This is a genomic window from Yersinia rohdei ATCC 43380 (assembly GCF_000173775.1).
Classification (GTDB): Bacteria; Pseudomonadota; Gammaproteobacteria; order Enterobacterales; family Enterobacteriaceae; genus Yersinia; species Yersinia rohdei.
The window spans coordinates 48,024-66,395 of record NZ_ACCD01000010.1 but is presented as its reverse complement, the minus strand read 5'-3'; the positions used below and the strand labels follow the sequence as shown (position 1 = coordinate 66,395).

The following is an 18,372-nucleotide window of genomic DNA, read 5'->3' as shown; positions in this document are numbered from 1 at the left end:
TTGAAAATTAAACGCTGATTTTTAGTTATTAATGTTATTTATCAAACTCTTCCACTTGTTTCCAATAGTAGATTCTATCTTATATTTTTCAGCGCTGGCCAATGACTTTATTGACATTGCTTCTCTTAAATTATCATCCTTTATCAGTTTCAGAAGTCTGGTAATAAATGTGTCACTATCGGCAAATGGCACAAGATAGCCATCCTCGTTATCCGCGATCAAGTCCGAGGGGCCAGTATCACAATCATAGGCAATAATGGGCAGCCCGCAGGCCTTGGCTTCAAGTAACACCATAGGAAAACCTTCAAAACGAGAGGTCATTACATAGATTGCAGACTGGTTATATAAGTCTCTGACATTCTGGGTGGCTGGAAGTAATTCCACATTTTTTAGCTTTAACTCTTTTATTTTATCCAATAATAGTTTTTTATCTTCACCATCACCGGCAATAATAAGTTGCCAGCCATTATTATTACTTTCAATTCCAGCCCAAATATCTAGCAACAGATCAAAACCTTTCTGATAATTTAGACGCCCTAATGCCAAGATTGTTTTTTTGTTTTTTGTGTTAAGTTCGCTGTCGGGTTCAAAAGGTAATGGGTTGGGTATTGATATTATTTTTTCAGGATATGGGTTTTCTGCTAACCAATATTCACGATCTTTCTCTGTCAGAGTGACGACGGCATCAGCATATTTAGCAGCCACTCTTCTGGCAAGTTTTCGCGACTTTACAGTTAAATTACTTTTATAATTAAAATGCTCCCACGAAATATGCTTAATACCTGTCCCTATCACGGCAACAGTGCTGAATAATGCTAACATCGTATCCACATCAATAAGCACATCTATGGATTCATCTTTTAAAATACGGCGCAATCTCGAAACAACAGAAAAATAGGCCAGTGAAAAACGCCTTTTCTTATCAAAGATTGATACTAATTTAACGCGTTCATCCACATGAAATTTAGGCGGGGTGCTGCCACTCAAACTGATAATGACAACCTGATAGCCATAGTTAACCAGGTAGTTAGCCAGAGCAATGCTTACTCGCTCAGTCCCACCGGTATGGCTGATATCGCCACCAAAGAAAGCAACTTTCTTCATAAAATACCCTATTGCCTTTTAATTTTATTCATTATCACACCAGGCAATGCAACAATTTTCACTAAGATAGAGGATTTGCTATGGTCGATATATTTGCTATCAATCATAGTTAAAGCCTGATTAAGGCGTACAACAGATTTTATAAAATCGACTGGTCGAGATAGCCATATTTTTTTAGGTACATTATCCAGTAAAGCCTTACGTGATATATAGTGACCTATCGCATGTTTTTTTATTGATGACTTACTCAATCGATTAGTTTCTTCATCATCGAAAAAGATACGCACTTGAATTGAGCTGTAGTAAAAACAATACTCTTTAGATACAGTACTATAAAACCAAATTTCAGGAATAAACTTCACACCCGAGGTTATTGGGTAGAGATATTTTCGCAATAACTCAGTTTTAAAAAAATCAATTCGCTCGCCTTTAATTCCTGATTGAAACTCATCAAACCATGAACTTTTTTTATCTTCATTTAATAAATAAGCATTGTTGGGCTTCATTGTTGCTGAACTCACTGAAACCGCTCTAATACCCATGATTTCTTTATCATCAAATACCGTATTTATTGAAAGTAATTTATCAATAGAACCAGCAACCAGAGCATCATCAGAATCTAAACCGATAAAGTATTCACCATTTGCTTTGTTAACAGCTAAGTTCCAGGCGGCTTGTTTTCCGCTATTTTCTTGATATATATAATTTATTTTTACTTTATTCTCATTTTTAAATTCTTTAATCACTTCTGCCGTGTTGTCTATTGAACCATCATCGATTATTAACCACTCGATATCATCTCTATTTTGCTGCAAAATAGACAGGTAACAACGCTTTAATAAATCAGCTCGATTGAATGTTGGTGTAAACACGGTAACTGCTATCATTCTGTTTTCTATACCTTATTGAATTAAATTTTGTTTATTTCTATACAGAATTTCGAATAATAATTTTTTTCTTTTTAGAATAAAGACCAATAAAGTTAATGATATAACTTCAACGGTAACAATCGAGACTATTCCACCCCAAGCCCCATACTTTGAGGCCAGGTAAGCACAAAGTGGAATATGTATAATTGCTGATGCTATAGGTAGGATTGTATAGGCCTTTTTATGCCCATGTGGCAGTAAAATATAATTACCCAAAGCGGCCGACTGTAAGATAAGAAAATAAACAGGAGAAAACAATATTAACAAAGGAGCAACTTCTGAATATTCCTCTCCGAACATTATTTTGGTAATCAATTTTGAAAAGACAACAACAAATAAAATGATAAACAAACATAATGCAGTTTGCCAATAAAAAATCTTTCGTATCAATGCATAGGCTTGTTCTTTATTATTAACAAGCAAGGCGTTTATTCTAGGGTAAAAAGCATTACCCAAAATCAAAAACACGCCGAGAATGGCACCTTTCATCCTGTCCGCAGCCGTAAATATACTGACCTCATAAACACTGCTAAATATACCGATGATAATGGTGGTGCTCATTGTATAAAGACTATTAGATAGCGTGGCACAGAAAATAGGCAGAGAATCTTTTAGTGTATGACTTATTTTTAAACTGGAAAAATTGACTATTTGTATTAATTTTTGTTTATATATATATATTATTGCTATTATCCCAGCCAGTAGACTCAATGACGACTGTATTATTATAGCAAGTTTAATGTCTGCATCACTACGAACAAATATAAAGAATAACGGCAATAATGCCAATCTAGAGATCACCATTAACTTGGTAATAACAGACAGTTTTTCTATCCCTTGGAAAAACCAGATAGGCATTAATACAGTGCCTATTAGCATTAAAACAGTATAAATTAATTCACTTCTAATAATTGAGAATGAACTGACGAATGCAAACAAAACAATACCAAGTATCGATATGAGACAGAGTATTGATTTAGCAAAGAGTGTTTCGAAGAAAACCCTGGATATATATTCAGGTTCATTTTGATGTTCGGCAATTCTTTTCGATGCTGATAAGTTAAACCCGAAATCAATAAAAATAACAAAATACTGGGCTATTGATAGTGTAAGACTATAAACACCAAAACCTTCCACCCCTAATACTCGCGTCAAATACGGGAGGGTCAGAAAGGTAATAATATAATTACTGCCTTGCAATATGAATAAAGAAAAAATATTTCTTCGTAACACTGACATTTTAATTTCCAGCGATGGATTAAATGATATTGCTCATGTTTGTTAAGCCTATTAATTAGTTCTTCTTTTTCTCATCAAGCAAAATTTAGTTTTCACAATTGATGATGAGAATATCAACCTAAATCCAGACACGCTACCGCCCTTGGCTTACAGCTACCAATGCACTGATCTCAGGTTTTAGTCTAAATTAAACTTAAAATATATTTTATAACCAAAGGTTACATAATTTATTGATGCGCCAGCCAATCATAAACGTCTAATTCTTATACATCTAAACAAGCATTACAAGCAAAAGGGAGAGCCAAAAGTAGGTCATAACAAACCATTTTGGTGGTAGTCAAAACAGACAAAATTATGAGTAATGGGCCCCAGGGTTAATCTCTTGTTTTATTAGCTGTTCTAAAAGATCAATATGCGCCTGGTCGTCGTTCAGTGCTGGAATGTATTCAAATTTTTCACCGCCCGCATGTAAGAAAATCTCTCGGTTCTGTTCTTTGATCTCTTCCAATGTCTCCAGACAATCAGCAGAAAAACCGGGGCAGACGAGTTGAATATGTTTCACACCTTGCGAAGGTAAACTTTTTAATGTTTCGTCAGTATAAGGTGTCAGCCACGGCTCGCGGCCAAATCGCGATTGATAGGTCATCATGACGTGTTCCGCGGGCAAAGTTAGCTCCGCGCGTAATGCACGGCTGGTATCTTCACAGCGCTGTGGATAGTCATCTCCTAAATGGGCGTAACGTTTAGGAATACCATGAAAAGAAAGAACCAGGCGGTCGGGCTTTCCATGCTGCTCAAATGCCAGTTCGACACTTTGCTTCAATGCTGAAATATAAGCAGGATGCTCGGCATAATCACGAATAAATGTAACTGATGGCAAGCGGCGGTAGCCTTTCAAAATACGCGCAACAGCATCCCAAACCGCCGCACTTGTCGAACACGAATATTGTGGATAGAGCGGTAATACCACCAGCCTGGTCACGCCTTGTGCTAATAATTTATCAATAGCACCCGGTAGATTGGGTGAGCCATAGCTCATGCCTAGCTCCACTGGGATATCCGGCATTCGTGCCGCGAGCGCTTTTTGCTGCCGCCGGCTATACACCAACAGCGGAGAACCTTCGTCCATCCAGACAGACTGATATAATTTTGCCACGCGCGGGGAGCGAATCGGTAAAATAACCCCACGTAACAGTGGCCACCACAGCCAGGGCGAGGTATCTACCACCCGCCGGTCACTTAAGAATTCAGCCAGATAGCGTTTGACCGCCTGTGGTGTAGGGGCATCTGGGGTGCCCAGATTAACCATCAGTACGCCAAGCTTGCTTTGCTTCATGCTGAAGTCCTTGTTGTGGGTATTACGCCGATTATTTGCACTGACGAATAGGTTTCGACGGTATCCGTAAAATAATAAAGGCGACCTCAGGCCGCCTTAGCTATCTTACCATTCAGAATTAACCGAGAATAGTCGCCAGCTCTGCACTGACTTCAGCTACTTTACGGGTTCCGTCCAGTTTAAAATACTGTGTATTGCCCGCATCAGCTTCTTTACGATAATAAGAAACCAAAGGCGCAGTTTGTTGATGATATTCAATCAAACGTTTACGTACTGTGGCTTCCTGATCGTCCTTACGGATAGTCAGTTCTTCGCCCGTCGCATCGTCTTTATCTTCAACTTTTGGTGGGTTGAATTTAATGTGATAAACACGGCCTGAAGCCGCATGTACCCGGCGGCCAACGATGCGCTCAACAATCAGTTCGTCCGGAACATCAAACTCCAGAACATAATCAACCTTGATGCCCGCTTCTTTCATGGCATCAGCCTGAGGAATGGTACGTGGGAACCCATCTAGCAGGAAACCATCACGACAGTCGTCCTGTGTGATGCGCTCTTTAACCAAGGCGATAACCAGCTCATCAGTTACCAGCTTGCCGGCATCCATAATTTCTTTCGCTTTCAGACCTAACTCAGAACCTGCTTTTACAGCGGCGCGCAACATATCACCAGTAGAGATTTGCGGAATACCGTATTTCTCCATGATGAATTGAGCCTGAGTACCCTTACCAGCGCCCGGAGCGCCCAGCAGAATGATACGCATTGCGTAAATCCCCTTGCTATGTAGTTTTTCTATGTGTTTTTACTTAAAAAAATCGAAATTGCGGAAAACAAGCAACCATACCATTTTCAGGGGGGTTGGCTCAAGGCGCGTGAGTTTAGCGGGCGAGATTGAATGAAGAAAAACACAACAGAATAAAACTATAACTAATTGATATTAGATAAAAAACGCCCCTGATAGATGTCTATCAAGGGCGTCCTATTACTCAGCGGTTAATAACTGATTCATTCTGCGAATGAACTGATTCGGATCCTCTAAGGTTCCTCTTTCAGCCAGCAGCGCTTGATCCAGCAATAACTCGACCCATTCAGCAAACTGGGCGTCATCAGTAACATCGGCTGCACGTTTGACCAAGCCGTGTTCTGGATTCAATTCAAAGATATACTTCACTTCCGGCGCTTGCTGACCCGCAGCAGCAAATAATTTCGCCATCTGCGTACTCATTTCATCAGCATCTGTGGTTACAATCGCCGGGGTGTCGGTCAGACGATGTGTCAGACGGACATCTTTGACGCGCTCACCCAGCAGGGTTTTGACTCGCTCAACAAAAGGCTCCAGCGCTTTATCCGCTTCTTGTTTCTCTGGGCTTTCTTCATCTGCCAGCTTGTTCAGTGAATCGTCCGCTTTACTGACTGACTGGAATACTTTTCCATCAAATTCAGTCAGGTAGCTCATCATCCATTCGTCAATACGGTCTGATAGCAGCAAGACCTCAATGCCTTTTTTGCGGAACAGCTCCAGATGCGGGCTGTTTTTCGCGGCAGCATAGCTGTCAGCAGTGATGTAATAAATCTTCTCCTGCCCTTCTGCCATCCGGCCGACATAATCTTCTAATGAGACGGTCTGCGCGGAACTGTCGCTATGGGTTGAAGCAAAGCGCAATAACTTGGCGATGATATCTTTGTTACCCGCATCTTCAGCAGGGCCTTCTTTTAATGCCATACCAAACTGTTGCCAGAACTGCTGATATTTCTCAGCATCATCTTTCGCCAGTTTTTCCAACATTTGCAGCACACGTTTAGTCAGCGCACTGCGCAGGTTCTGAGTCACGCGGCTGTCTTGCAGGATCTCACGTGAGACGTTCAGCGGCAGATCATTAGAATCTATTAAACCACGAACAAACCGCAGGTAGTTCGGCATGAACTGCTCTGCATCATCCATGATAAAGACGCGCTGGACATACAATTTCAAACCATGTTTATGGTCGCGATTCCACATATCCCAAGGTGCTTGCGCCGGGATATACAGCAAGCTGGTGTACTCTTGCTTACCTTCAACGCGGTTATGGCTCCAAATCAGTGGGTCAGTGAAGTCATGCGCGATATGTTTGTAGAAAGTTTTATATTCGTCGTCAGATATCTCAGATTTACTGAGAGTCCACAATGCCTGGGCTTTGTTGATTTTTTCCCAAGTTACCGTGCCATCTTCTTCATTTTTGCTTTGGATCTCGACCGGCAGGGCAATATGGTCTGAATACTTGCTAATAACCGAGCGCAAACGCCAGTCATCCAGATATTCATCTTCACCTGCTCGCAGGTGCAATGTAATTTCTGTGCCGCGATCTTCTTTAGTGATATCCGCGATGGTGTAATCACCCTCGCCTTCTGATTCCCAGAACACACCGGCATCCGCAGGTGCGCCAGCTGCGCGGGTGCGCACTGTGACTTTATCCGCCACAATGAAAGCAGAATAGAAGCCCACACCAAACTGACCAATTAACTGGCTATCTTTAGCTTGATCTGAACCAATAGACTCAAGGAATGCTTTAGTACCTGATTTCGCGATAGTACCAAGATTATCAATGACTTCATCACGGCTCATACCGATGCCGTTATCACTTAGGGTCAAAGTGCGTTTTTCTTTATCAAAAGAGATGCGCACGCGCAGATCGGCATCCCCAGCTAATAACTCAGGGGTAGATAGCGCGCGAAAACGCAGTTTATCTGCCGCATCAGAGGCGTTAGAGATCAACTCACGTAAGAAAATTTCTTTATTGGAATAAAGCGAGTGAATCATCAAATGGAGCAGTTGTTTTACTTCAGATTGGAATCCACGGGTTTCTTGACCTTTCATACTCATTAATTACCTCAATCTAAATTGCCGACAGGTATACATAGCCGAATGATGGAGATCAAATGGGGCCAAGAGAGGAGGGTTTCAAGTCATAACGCAGAAAAAACAAAGAATCAGGAGCAACTGCTGACAAAGTTGATTGGAGAGAAAATGTGCCGCAGAGGCCGTAACCGGATAAACGAACCGAACGCCGATAGCCGTATTCGCCCGACTAACCCGAAACTGAATCAACCTCAATCAGGGGCGATTTACTGAAGATCATGAATAAAGTCATCCATATGATAATCAATAACAAAAGCCATCGCCCACCAGATAAAATGAGAAAGAAACTGGGTAACATTAGAACTTAATCGGATTACGTCCGGCTAATGAATGTGACAGAGTGGTGCCATCAACCATTTCCAGCTCGCCCCCCACCGGCACGCCATGCGCAATACGCGTGGCTAATACCCCATATTGACCGCACATCTGGCCAATATAGTTGGCGGTTGCATCACCCTCGACAGTCGGGTTGGTCGCCAGAATCACTTCACTGATAGTTTCAGTTTCAAGCCGTTTCTCAAGCAAATCCAAACCAATATCACCCGGGCCAATGCCATCCATCGGTGATAAATGCCCCATCAATACAAAATAGCGCCCACCAAACTGACCCGTTTGCTCGATAGCATGGATATCTGCCGGGCTTTCGACCACACAGATTTGGCCATTTTGCTGGCGACGCGGGTTGGAGCAGATAGTGCAGCGGTCTTGCTCGGTAAATGTGCGGCAGTCAGCACAGTGGCCTATTTCGGACATGGCACGGGTCAAAGACTGCGCCAGACGCATTCCACCGCTACGATCACGTTGTAGCAGTTGGAATGCCATACGCTGCGCCGACTTCGGGCCAACACCCGGTAGGCAGCGCAACGCCTCCATTAATGATTCAAGGAGTGGACTGGTTTGCATCAGAACGGCATCTTAAAGCCTGGTGGTAATTGCATACCACTGGATACAGAAGCCATTTTCTCTTTTTGCGTTTCATCAATTCGACGAGCAGCATCATTGATGGCCGCAGCAATCAAATCTTCCAGCATTTCTTTATCGTCTTCAACTAATAGGCTTGGGTCAATCTCAACCCGGCGGCAGTTATGCGCCCCATTAATTGTTACTTTTACCAAACCTGCGCCAGATTCACCGGTAACTTCCAATTTGGCAATTTCTTCCTGCATCTGCTGCATTTTTTCCTGCATCTGCTGGGCTTGTTTCATTAAATTGCCCATACCGCCTTTACCAAACATAGTCATCTCTCATCGCAAGGGCCGCGTCAGTACACCATGTACTTATCGCAGCGATTAAACCGGTCGGATACTTTCTTCATCCAGTTCAGCATCAAAAAAGCGCTGCAATGTCTGAATATTGTTATCCGCAATAATTGACTGGCGCGCTTGTGCCAGTTTTTCTTCATAAATGGCCTGCCGCCATTCTAACGGGGTACGCTCCGTTAGATTATCATCTTCAACAATGCTAAGTGTAACAGCATTACCCCGTAATTCACTCAGTGCATCAGCCAGTACACTCTGCGCCGAAGGCGAGTTTAAATGGCGCTGCGCAGAACGCAAGTGAAGGCAAATATTACCCGCTTCTTTTTCTTCTTTAAATGCATTCAGCGCAAGTTGCTGCACCAATTTCGGGATTGATAATTTATCTATTTCTGCCGCCCAAGGGTCTCTTTCCATCGCAGCTTCAGCCAATTTAGCCGAGAGCTCCGGGGTTTTTTCATGCTCCAAGGCGGTACGCAATGCTTTAGGAGTAGCAACCGGCTCAGCTGATACCTCAGGTTCATTTTGCGCAATCCAGCGATAGGCTTCTTTCTTCACCGGTTTCTTTTCTTCGGTGGATTTCGCCGCCAGGCGCTGTTGGCTGCGCTCAGTCACTGAAGCCAGTCGCTCCAGAGCTGAGTTTGCCGGCCGCGCTTTTCCTGGCGCTGCCGGCTCATTCTTTTTTGGTGTGGTCGTCCCCGATTGTCGCAATAACTGCGTACGCGCTTGCAACAATTGCGCAGTTGAATCCGGTAGCTGGGTATTCACCTGCGGCGCGACACCCAATGGGGGCGGCGCATCCTGAGCATAGGCAGGGGCTGACATCGGCTGCGCAGCGGGGGTGTTATTGGCTATTGCTGCTGGAGCATTCACCGGCGCAATCTGGGGTTCTGCAATGATTGCTTTAGGATGAAATGCCAATGCCCGCAATAAGGTCATTTCAACCCCCATGCGGCGGTCAGGCGCGTAAGCCAACTCTTTGCGCCCTACCAATAATATTTGATAATACAGCTGTATATCCGCTGGCGGCAGTGTTCGAGCTAGCTCACGTAGCCGCGGTTCAATAGTGGCATAGTGATTATCCAGCATCGAGGGCAATAATTGCACCATCGCAATGCGATGCAGCAAACTCAAGGTTTCGACCAAGAGGTTTTCCCAGTCGACACCGCGTGATGCAGCTTGCTCAATCTGAGCCATAACGCGTGCGCCATCGGCACTAACCAAAGCTTCAATAATTGCCAGCGGTTGCTCGTCATCAAGCGTTCCCAGCATGTGGCTGACGGTGGCGGTCGTCACATGACCGTCCCCCATCGCGATGGCCTGATCCGCCAGACTGAGTGCATCCCGCATGCTGCCATCAGCGGCTCTCGCCAATAATTGCAAGGCTCGGGCATCACTGCTGATGTGTTCGGCCAGCAGTATTTTTTCAAGCTGCGCGCGAATAATTTCAACATCAATAACTTTGAGATGAAACTGTAAGCAGCGGGAAAGAATGGTCACCGGCAATTTCTGCGGGTCAGTCGTCGCCAGCAGGAATTTCACATGTGCTGGCGGCTCCTCAAGGGTTTTCAGCAACGCATTGAAACTGTGCCGTGACAGCATATGAACTTCATCGATAAGGTAGACTTTGAAGCGGCCACGGGCGGGAGCATATTGAACATTATCCAGCAGCTCTCGGGTATCTTCTACTTTCGTCCGAGAGGCGGCGTCTATTTCGATAAGATCAACAAAACGGCCTTGTTCAATTTCCTGACAATTAGCACAAATACCACAAGGTGTCGCAGTAATGCCCGTTTCGCAGTTCAGGCCTTTGGCTAACAACCGAGCGATAGAGGTTTTACCTACCCCCCGAGTACCAGAGAATAAATAGGCGTGATGAATTCTCCCTAACGAAAGGCCATTAGCTAATGCGGTCAGAACATGTTCCTGTCCAACAACGTCTGCGAATGTTTTGGGACGCCACTTACGGGCAAGTACCTGATAGCTCATTAAGACTTCATCGTTGATTTATGATGGATAATTTAACCTAGTATATCTATACCCGTCATCTTTCAAGATGCAAGGGTGCGGCAAACTTTACTTACCCAATTCCTTGGATTTATTCCATTGCCGCCGACCTGCAATCCGAAAGCCGCTGGGGATAATTGGTCTATTTTCAGACATATGCAACTCGCATAATGTTGATGCTCACCTTAGTGTATCAGTACGACCATCCTCATTCCCATAAATTTACTTTGTGGATATGAACCTTGCCCTAGCAAAACAAGGGAACAAACCGGGGATATGGTGATATAGCACTTATGGCGATACAGTATTAGAGCGGGCTTGATAGGAATAGCTTGTGAAGACTGGGTGTGCGTCCCCAACCTAAACTTTTTCAGGCCAGAGAGGCGGAGGGGATAACTCAAATATAGCCTCACGACTGATGGCGAGGCTTTATTCGAGAAACGCTGTTTTCAAGACAATCAGTGGCCGCTGAAAGAGACCAAGCTGTAACAAGTAAGTCCTTGCTCAACCAAGCGTTTTTCACCACCCAGCTCCGGCAAATCGATGATAAATGCAGCGTCTGTGACATCACCGCCCAAACGACGAATCAGCTTAACTGTCGCTTCGATAGTGCCACCCGTTGCCAGCAAATCATCAATAACCAAGACTTTATCGCCCGGTTGAATGCTGTCGGTGTGGATCTCTAGTTTGTCAGTGCCGTATTCCAGCTCATAACTTTCACTGATAGTTGCTCGAGGTAACTTGCCCGGTTTACGTACCGGAACAAAACCCACGCCCAGAGCCAAAGCTACTGGTGCGCCGAACAGAAAACCACGGGCTTCAGTGCCCACGACTTTGGTCACGCCTGCATCCAGATAGCGCTCAACCAGCAGTTCAATACTGGAGGCGTAGGCTAATGGATCTTCCAGCAAGCTGGTCACATCACGGAACAGTATTCCCGCTTTTGGATAATCGGGGATGGTTTTGATACTGTCTTTAATATATTGAAGCTGTTGTGCTGTGTTAGGTGCAGTAGCGGTCATAATTTGTGCCTGATAAAACTGCTGTACATACTAAAGCGCGGCCAGCCGGTGCTAAAATGGCATCAACTGAGTAACCTAATCTATCTGGCGCTAACGCCCCAATAGAATAAATTACCGCATCCTTAACCCTAAGGACGCAACAAGGGATTATCCCGCGCACGAAAGCGCTCAAATCTATGCAAACTGGCACTAAAATGCAACTGGTGTGAGCTGCTCAGCGCTTTTTTTGTTGCGATAGGTCAATAACGGGCATTCGCAACATGAATATCAATAATAGCGTTAATATCACGAGCAATATGCCCCTGACCCACCAAATTTTTACTAACCAAAGTGAAATAGCAAAGGTGAGCAGGGTAACAGCTATTGCTTTCCACTTAGCTCCAGGAGGCAAAGCGCGGTGTTGCTGCCAGGTGCGTATATAGCTGCCAAACCATGAGCGATAGAGTAGCCAATGATGAAACCGGGGAGATGAGCGCGCAAAACACCACGCCGCCAGTAACAAAAATGGCGTAGTGGGTAACAGAGGAAGCACGACACCTAAGGTTGCCAAGACGACCGCCAACCAACCCAAAACTATTAACAACCAACGAGACATACACTCCCTTTATGATATTCATCAAGGCCGCATTATCATTAGCGCATACGCTAACCATCATCAATACATATTCTTGGCATTATTAACACAATACAGGTATTTGCTCGCCCTCAGCTTGTAACTATTACGGTTCAAAGGCAAGCTGGCGGGAAACATCAAGGAGAAGCGCCATGAGTACAGAACAATTATTGCAGGTGCTTGAAAGCCAAATTGCAGCATTATCCGCACAAGTTGGACCACAAGCCAACACCCCTTCCCAGCAAGCGCGTTTTGACCTGAATTTATTCAGCAATCATGGTAATCGCTTTCGCGACTATCTACTGGAAGTACACAAGAACATGGCCCAATTGAAACAGGTCGTGGCAGAAAATCGTACCCAGCAGGTGGCCTTTTTGGCTGAGAAGCTGGTTGCGCAGATATCCGCATTACAAAGAGAATTGGCAACACAAAAGCTGAGAAAATCTAATCCTGAACCGCGGGATAATAAGCTAGATCCTTACCATAAATTAGCTGAACATCAAGATTATGAACGGCGGATACTGGCGATGATTCAAGATCGAGAAAGCCAGCTTGGTAAGCAAAATTTATTAACTGAGCAACAAAAAATACAGAAAGAGCTCGCCGCGCTAGAAGGCCGACTAATGCGATGCCGGCAAGCGTTAATAAAAATTGAGCGCAGCATTGAAAAGAAAGAGAACGGTTTTTGAATATTTGTCACATTCTTTGAATCATTAGGGTTCCGACCTCGAATTGTTTTCTATAATCTCTATACCGTTATCTTTCACGTTGTAGGTCTGTGGGCTGCGTTTGCCACCTTCCTGCATATTGAAATCTATTGGGTGTTAGACTGAAATCAAGTTAGGTGGAAACCCACAGTTGGGTATTACTGCTCGACTTTCCCAATTAACTGAAAATCAAATATTGGCCACATTATGTCAGTTGAAAAAGCTTCACCAGAACTGCAACTGGCAGTAGATCTTATCTACTTGCTGGAATGCAATGAGATAGCGCCAGAAACAGCACTGGCAGCATTAGAGATAGTGCAACTTGATTATCAGCGTAAGTTACGCCGTCAAACCTCTGATTAAGCAGGTTGTCTCTGATGTTTAACCAAGGCGATACATTCAGGTATCGCCTTAGGGTAGATTTTTATCTTACAAAATGCAGAATTGATCTGCTGTCATCAGTCTATCGACTCAAAACACCCTGATCCGTAATTTTCAAACCAGTGGCTTATTGATATCCGGTAAATCTGATTTTTTATTGTCTATTTCAGACGGTAAAGAAGCTAATCCTTTGGTATCAAATGGGCGGTTTACTTCTTGAACCTCGGTACCATCAGATTTGTGTAAATACACTTCCAACTGGTTAAACGCGATATTAATGTCATTCTCATGACATAATTTATCAATCGCACGATTCAATTCATCCACCGTATAGCTCCGGTCGCCTAATTCACGTACATACACCCGCAATTCATGATCCAGAGTGCTGGCACCAAAATTCAGGAAGAATACGTGTGGCTCAGGGTCGGTCATTACCCGGGGATTTTCGTGCGCGGCTTTTAGCAAAAGCTCTTTTACTTTTGCTAAATCAGAACCATAGGCAACGCCGACTTTAATAATAATTCGGGTAACCGTATCAGAGAGTGTCCAGTTAATCAGACGTTCAGTAACAAAGGCTTTGTTCGGTATAATGGCTTCTTTACGATCAAAATCGGTAATTGTCGTCGCACGGATACGTATTTTACTGACCTTGCCAGAGAAAGTCCCAATAGTAATGGTATCGCCAATGCGGACGGGGCGTTCGAATAGAATAATCAAACCTGACACAAAGTTGGCGAATATTTCCTGCAAACCAAACCCCAACCCCACAGACAGTGCAGCCACCAACCATTGTAATTTATCCCACGAGACACCGAGCGAGCCCAGCGCGGTTACCACCCCCATCACGGTAATAAGATAGGTCAAAATTGTGGTTATCGCGTAAGAAGTGCCTTGGCGTAGTTGTAAACGCGACAGCACCAAGACTTCAAGTAAGCCCGGTAAGTTACGAGTTAAAACATAGGAGACGACTAACGCCATCAGGGCCACTAGCATATTTCCCAATGTGACAGCCTGTGTGACACTCGCCCCGGCCACAGTTGTGGTGTAATGCCACAAAGAAATGCTGTCCAGATAAGAGATAACCGTTATCAGATCAGCCCAGATGCCGTAGAAGGCAGTAGCGAAAATTAAGAACAGTGTCATGGTGGTCAATCGTAATGACTGCTGGTTAATTTGATCCAAGGCCAGTGGGGGTTCTTCTATTGGCTCACTGCCCTCTGCCCCCTCTTTCACCAAGCTTTGCCTACGGGCAACTGCTCGCCGATATGCCAAACGCCGCGCAGCAACCCCTAAACCGCGAATAGCTGTCAGATAAACGATATACCACAAGAATAATAAATACAGGCTATCTATCCAGCGGCCCGCAAGTTGCAATGTTGTGTAGAAATACCCTGCAATCATTAACCCAATCAATATGATCGGCGTTGCAGCTATTGCGGTAACAACCACTAACCGCACAGCATGGGAATCTTTCTCACGCCAACTATCACGGCAGAATGGATAGACGAATAAGGCCAGCAATGCCAGTGCAATGACAATAACCACCTGCCCAATAACATCATCGACCAGCCGAAGTGGACTTTTTTCCCCTAAGACAGACCAGAAGATAACCGGCAATAAGGCTGCCCCCAGACGTATAATCTGCCGCCGATAATGAGCACATCGGGCCGCGTCTATCATAAAGTGCCGTTCAGTTATGCCGCCTGGCGATAACATACGATATGTCAGGTCAAACACTAACCAGAACAGCGCTAAACGTTGGAAGAAAATCCAGAGCAAATCACTAAGATTAAAGTTTGACCGCGAACACCAGTACCCAACACCTAGAATTATCAAGGATCCCGGTAACACTTTCAGGAGGGTAAGCATGATGGCTTTTGGTGTGTGCATCTGGCTGTCGTGTTTTAATTGCCCAACATCAGCGGCCAGTCTATCCAAATGCTTATTGATAATTTTGTAACGTGACCTGAGCCCCCCCACTACAATTAGCATCGGTACCAGGAACACCACTGATTTGCCTAAACCTGTAAGGGCGTCACTCCACGACAAAGTAAACTGAAAATTACTTATTTCAGTCTTAATCGCACCCGGCAATGCTTTCAACCAAGACCAATCCATTGGTTTATTACTGCTAACCCAGAAAATCTGTTGGGTAAGAGTATGTTGCAATGACTGATTAACACTCAATAGCTGCTGCTGGTTAATTTGTAGATTAATCGCGAGAGTGAGTTGATTACCCAGCTGCTTATTGAGTTGATCCAGCAATTCACGTCGAATATCAACAATTTGCCCTAATGCATCTTCCACATTAGGGCTGACTTTCTCTTTACTATTTTCTGTCAACGTTTGAATGTAGTTATCACCTTGGAATAACTGGTCACGCTGCTGATTAATCTCAAATTGCTCTAGCCGTAAATCAGCAATGCGCGGCCCCATATTGGTAATTAAACCAGAAGTCGGTAAGTTGAGTTGCTGCTGATACAGAATACGAGAAAGCAGTAAACTGCCGCGCAAGACTGTTATTTGCTCTTTTAAATTGCGCTCAGATTGCAGGGCACGATCCAGCCAGTTTTTAACCCTAATATTCTGTTGTACCAGGGTGTTACCTTCTTTTGTCGCGTTAATCAGCCGTTGACTCAATTCTTTGTTAATAGCTAATTCACGGCTGACTAAAGGGTCATTTTGGATATCGGTCGCATCTGTAGGTGCCTGTGCTTCTTTGGCTGTTTTCTCTGACAATATTAACCGCTTACCGCTAACCACCTCTTGCAGTAGCTGAACATAGCGCTCTAATTGATTAATGTGCTCGTTAGTATAATCTCGTTGTTTTTGCAGCAGATCTTGTAAGGTAGTATTGGCCTCCAAATTTTTACGCTGCAAATCTAACTGCATATTAAGCATGACTTGTTCAGTAAATAACTCTTGCTGCTGGGTTGGGCGCAAAACGTCTTGGCTTGGTGCCAGTCCATTAAGTTGGTTACGAATTTGCATTAAACGCATCGACGAATTATACATCTCGCTCTGTATGCGCTCGGGCTGGGTTTGCAGGGAAATCAGCTGACTATTGTAGGCAGAGAGGTCTTCTTGAGCGGATTGTAAGTCATCCAAGGTTTGATTCAGCCGCGATTCTAATTGGCGTAATGAATAGTTAGCCAGTGACTCACGAGTCAAAGTATCTGCTGAGCTGTCTTTAAGCGCCTCCAGCCCTTCTGTTGCTTGACGTAGTTTTACCGGGGCCTGAGCCAATTGCTGCTTTAGCTGAATGGCCTCCTGCTTAGTGCGCTCAATAACATCAAGGTACTCAAGCGTTTTGGTCAAGTCTTGCTGTGCCAGCTTTTCTGCAGGCGACAATATCTTTTGCTTTGTTAATGTATCCAGTTGACTGAGCACTTCACTCCGGGTCGGTACATCAACATTGACGCCCGCAGCAAAGATTGACGGAGAAATTAGCAACGTAATTATAAGCACGAAAATCATTATCTGACAGCGCAGTAAAAACGTGCCCGTCGCCGCAATGATTGGCAGTGAGAATGGTAGAGAATATTGATTGTGAAATCGGCTGCTCATATTTGAACTTCATTTCAACAAAGAGACTGAAATCCTATCAGGTTCAGTCTCGGGTCATAATAACAAAAGTCTTTCAGAGCATGAATAACTGTAATAATGCGGGCAGATTCGCATTTGCGGTGTAATGTAGCCGCTTAAAATAGCAGTTGATTCAGAAGCTCAAAAACAGTGATTTACATGTAACTCAGAAGGTCAAAACTTTCTCCGCCGCCAGCGTCCATTGTGCTAGTTCGACTAACGTGCCAATTTCCACACCATCAACCAGTGTCAACTCACTGATACCTCGTGCATCCGCACAGGTTTTACAAAGTTTAACGGGAACATTTTGTGCGGTCAGGATTTCCAGCATCTGCTGTAAATTGTAGCCTTCTCGTGGTTGTTGCCCATTTAAACCCGCAATAACCGCATCAGACATTAAGAATAGACGTAAATCGAGCTCGGCTTTCTGCTCTTTTAAGGCGATAGACAAACGTAGGGCATTAAATAGTGATTCATGGCCATAAGCCGCACCATTGGCAATCACAACCAGTGAATTCATCTCGTGACCCATATTAATATCTCCAGTTAATCCGATACCTTGCTATTAGTTTCTTTTCGTAATGAAAGGCTGTGACTTAGCATATCCAGATAAGCATCAATTAATATAGGCGCCTCTTGCTTTATATCAAAACTTTCTGGCATAAAAAGCCAGTTTTCCATCAACCCTGTAATATAGGCTCTCATGATTATCGCAGCACGGCGAGTATCAAGATTTACGGGCAATTGATTCGCCTCAATACAGCCTTGTAAGATTGATTCAATTCGCTCATAGCTAGCTAAATCAAGGACTTTACGCGCATCGTGGACAGAGGTCATCTCACCGACAAACTCACATTTATGAAAGACAATCTCCATTAATGCACGGCGTCGATTATCCTCACACGTAGAAACAAGTACATAGATGAGTATTTCGCGTAAAATCCGGAGTGGATTATCAAGATATTTTGCTTGATACTCTAACTCGAGCTGATCAATTTTAGACTCTGATAACTCCCAAATTTCGTTAAACAGGTCTACCTTATTCTTGAAGTGCCAGTAAATTGCGCCTCGGGTTACGCCTGCGGCAGCAGCAATATCAGTAAGCGAGGTACCAGAAACGCCGTGCGCAGAAAATTCTCGCACAGCGGCATCTAGGATTTGTTGCCGTGTCACTTCGGCTTGCTGTTTGGTTTTTCGTGCCATAGGGTTGTTTTTTCTAGGGGGTGCGATTTACATACATTCACGAATGTATGTACCATAGCACGCACATATAATTTACGCAGCAATGGGTTTTAAA

At 44.1% G+C, this 18,372-nt stretch carries 16 protein-coding genes and 1 other annotated feature; of the genes, 2 read left to right on the top strand and 14 right to left on the bottom strand.

The window, feature by feature from the left end:
* Window positions 1-21: 21 nt before the first annotated feature.
* The 11 genes from YROHD0001_RS09255 to YROHD0001_RS0117865 form a co-directional block, all read right to left on the bottom strand.
* Window positions 22-1,104 carry a glycosyltransferase family 4 protein gene (locus YROHD0001_RS09255; protein WP_004714623.1) on the bottom strand — a complete coding sequence of 361 codons (1,083 nt, stop codon included), beginning with the start codon at window positions 1,102-1,104 and terminating at the stop codon, window positions 22-24.
* A gap of 8 nt (window positions 1,105-1,112) precedes the next feature.
* Window positions 1,113-1,991 carry a glycosyltransferase family 2 protein gene (locus tag YROHD0001_RS09260; protein WP_004714622.1) on the bottom strand — a complete coding sequence of 293 codons (879 nt, stop codon included), beginning with the start codon at window positions 1,989-1,991 and terminating at the stop codon, window positions 1,113-1,115.
* Between the two features lie 15 nt (window positions 1,992-2,006).
* Window positions 2,007-3,272 (bottom strand): flippase, encoded by a 1,266-nt coding sequence (locus tag YROHD0001_RS09265; RefSeq protein WP_004714621.1) that lies wholly within the window; start codon window positions 3,270-3,272, stop codon window positions 2,007-2,009.
* Window positions 3,273-3,624: 352 nt separating this feature from the next.
* Window positions 3,625-4,608 carry a ferrochelatase gene (hemH, locus tag YROHD0001_RS09270; RefSeq protein WP_004714620.1) on the bottom strand — a complete coding sequence of 328 codons (984 nt, stop codon included), beginning with the start codon at window positions 4,606-4,608 and terminating at the stop codon, window positions 3,625-3,627.
* Window positions 4,609-4,726: 118 nt separating this feature from the next.
* Window positions 4,727-5,371, bottom strand: coding sequence for an adenylate kinase (gene adk, locus YROHD0001_RS09275; protein WP_032816867.1), 645 nt, complete (start codon window positions 5,369-5,371; stop codon window positions 4,727-4,729).
* A 219-nt stretch (window positions 5,372-5,590) separates the two neighbouring features.
* A complete protein-coding gene (htpG, locus tag YROHD0001_RS09280; RefSeq protein WP_004714618.1) occupies window positions 5,591-7,462 on the bottom strand; it encodes a molecular chaperone HtpG in 1,872 nt (623 codons plus the stop codon).
* 339 nt (window positions 7,463-7,801) lie between these two features.
* A complete protein-coding gene (recR, locus tag YROHD0001_RS09285; RefSeq protein ID WP_032816864.1) occupies window positions 7,802-8,407 on the bottom strand; it encodes a recombination mediator RecR in 606 nt (201 codons plus the stop codon).
* Entirely contained in the window at window positions 8,407-8,739 is a 333-nt protein-coding gene (locus YROHD0001_RS09290; RefSeq protein ID WP_004714615.1) for a YbaB/EbfC family nucleoid-associated protein, read from the bottom strand. The genes recR and YROHD0001_RS09290 overlap by 1 nt, the downstream gene beginning before the upstream one ends.
* A 54-nt stretch (window positions 8,740-8,793) precedes the next feature.
* Window positions 8,794-10,749, bottom strand: coding sequence for a DNA polymerase III subunit gamma/tau (gene dnaX / locus YROHD0001_RS09295; protein ID WP_004714614.1), 1,956 nt, complete (start codon window positions 10,747-10,749; stop codon window positions 8,794-8,796).
* Window positions 9,400-9,463: a sequence feature (DnaX frameshifting element), on the bottom strand. It overlaps the preceding gene by 64 nt.
* A gap of 476 nt (window positions 10,750-11,225) precedes the next feature.
* The gene (gene apt / locus YROHD0001_RS09300; RefSeq protein ID WP_004714613.1) at window positions 11,226-11,789 is read right to left on the bottom strand and encodes an adenine phosphoribosyltransferase; all 564 of its coding nucleotides are present in this window, start codon (window positions 11,787-11,789) and stop codon (window positions 11,226-11,228) included.
* A 214-nt stretch (window positions 11,790-12,003) separates the two neighbouring features.
* The gene (locus YROHD0001_RS0117865) at window positions 12,004-12,384 is read right to left on the bottom strand and encodes a DUF454 family protein (protein ID WP_032816861.1); all 381 of its coding nucleotides are present in this window, start codon (window positions 12,382-12,384) and stop codon (window positions 12,004-12,006) included.
* A 170-nt stretch (window positions 12,385-12,554) separates the two neighbouring features.
* Between YROHD0001_RS0117865 and priC the strand changes: the two genes are divergently transcribed.
* The gene (gene priC / locus YROHD0001_RS09305; protein WP_004714611.1) at window positions 12,555-13,091 is read left to right on the top strand and encodes a primosomal replication protein PriC; all 537 of its coding nucleotides are present in this window, start codon (window positions 12,555-12,557) and stop codon (window positions 13,089-13,091) included.
* A 225-nt stretch (window positions 13,092-13,316) separates the two neighbouring features.
* Entirely contained in the window at window positions 13,317-13,472 is a 156-nt protein-coding gene (gene rsmS, locus YROHD0001_RS09310) for a pleiotropic regulatory protein RsmS (protein WP_004714610.1), read from the top strand.
* 132 nt (window positions 13,473-13,604) lie between these two features.
* On the opposite strand, the gene mscK is transcribed toward rsmS, so the two are convergent.
* The 3 genes from mscK to acrR all read right to left on the bottom strand — a co-directional run bounded on the left by mscK (window position 13,605) and on the right by acrR (window position 18,278).
* On the bottom strand, window positions 13,605-17,057 hold the full coding sequence (mscK, locus tag YROHD0001_RS09315) for a mechanosensitive channel MscK (RefSeq protein WP_004714609.1): 3,453 nt from the start codon (window positions 17,055-17,057) through the stop codon (window positions 13,605-13,607).
* A 184-nt stretch (window positions 17,058-17,241) separates the two neighbouring features.
* The gene (locus YROHD0001_RS09320) at window positions 17,242-17,595 is read right to left on the bottom strand and encodes a DsrE/DsrF/TusD sulfur relay family protein (RefSeq protein WP_004714608.1); all 354 of its coding nucleotides are present in this window, start codon (window positions 17,593-17,595) and stop codon (window positions 17,242-17,244) included.
* A 26-nt stretch (window positions 17,596-17,621) separates the two neighbouring features.
* Window positions 17,622-18,278, bottom strand: a complete 657-nt coding sequence (gene acrR, locus YROHD0001_RS09325) for a multidrug efflux transporter transcriptional repressor AcrR (RefSeq protein ID WP_004714607.1) — start codon at window positions 18,276-18,278, stop codon at window positions 17,622-17,624.
* Between the last annotated feature and the right edge of the window lie 94 nt (window positions 18,279-18,372).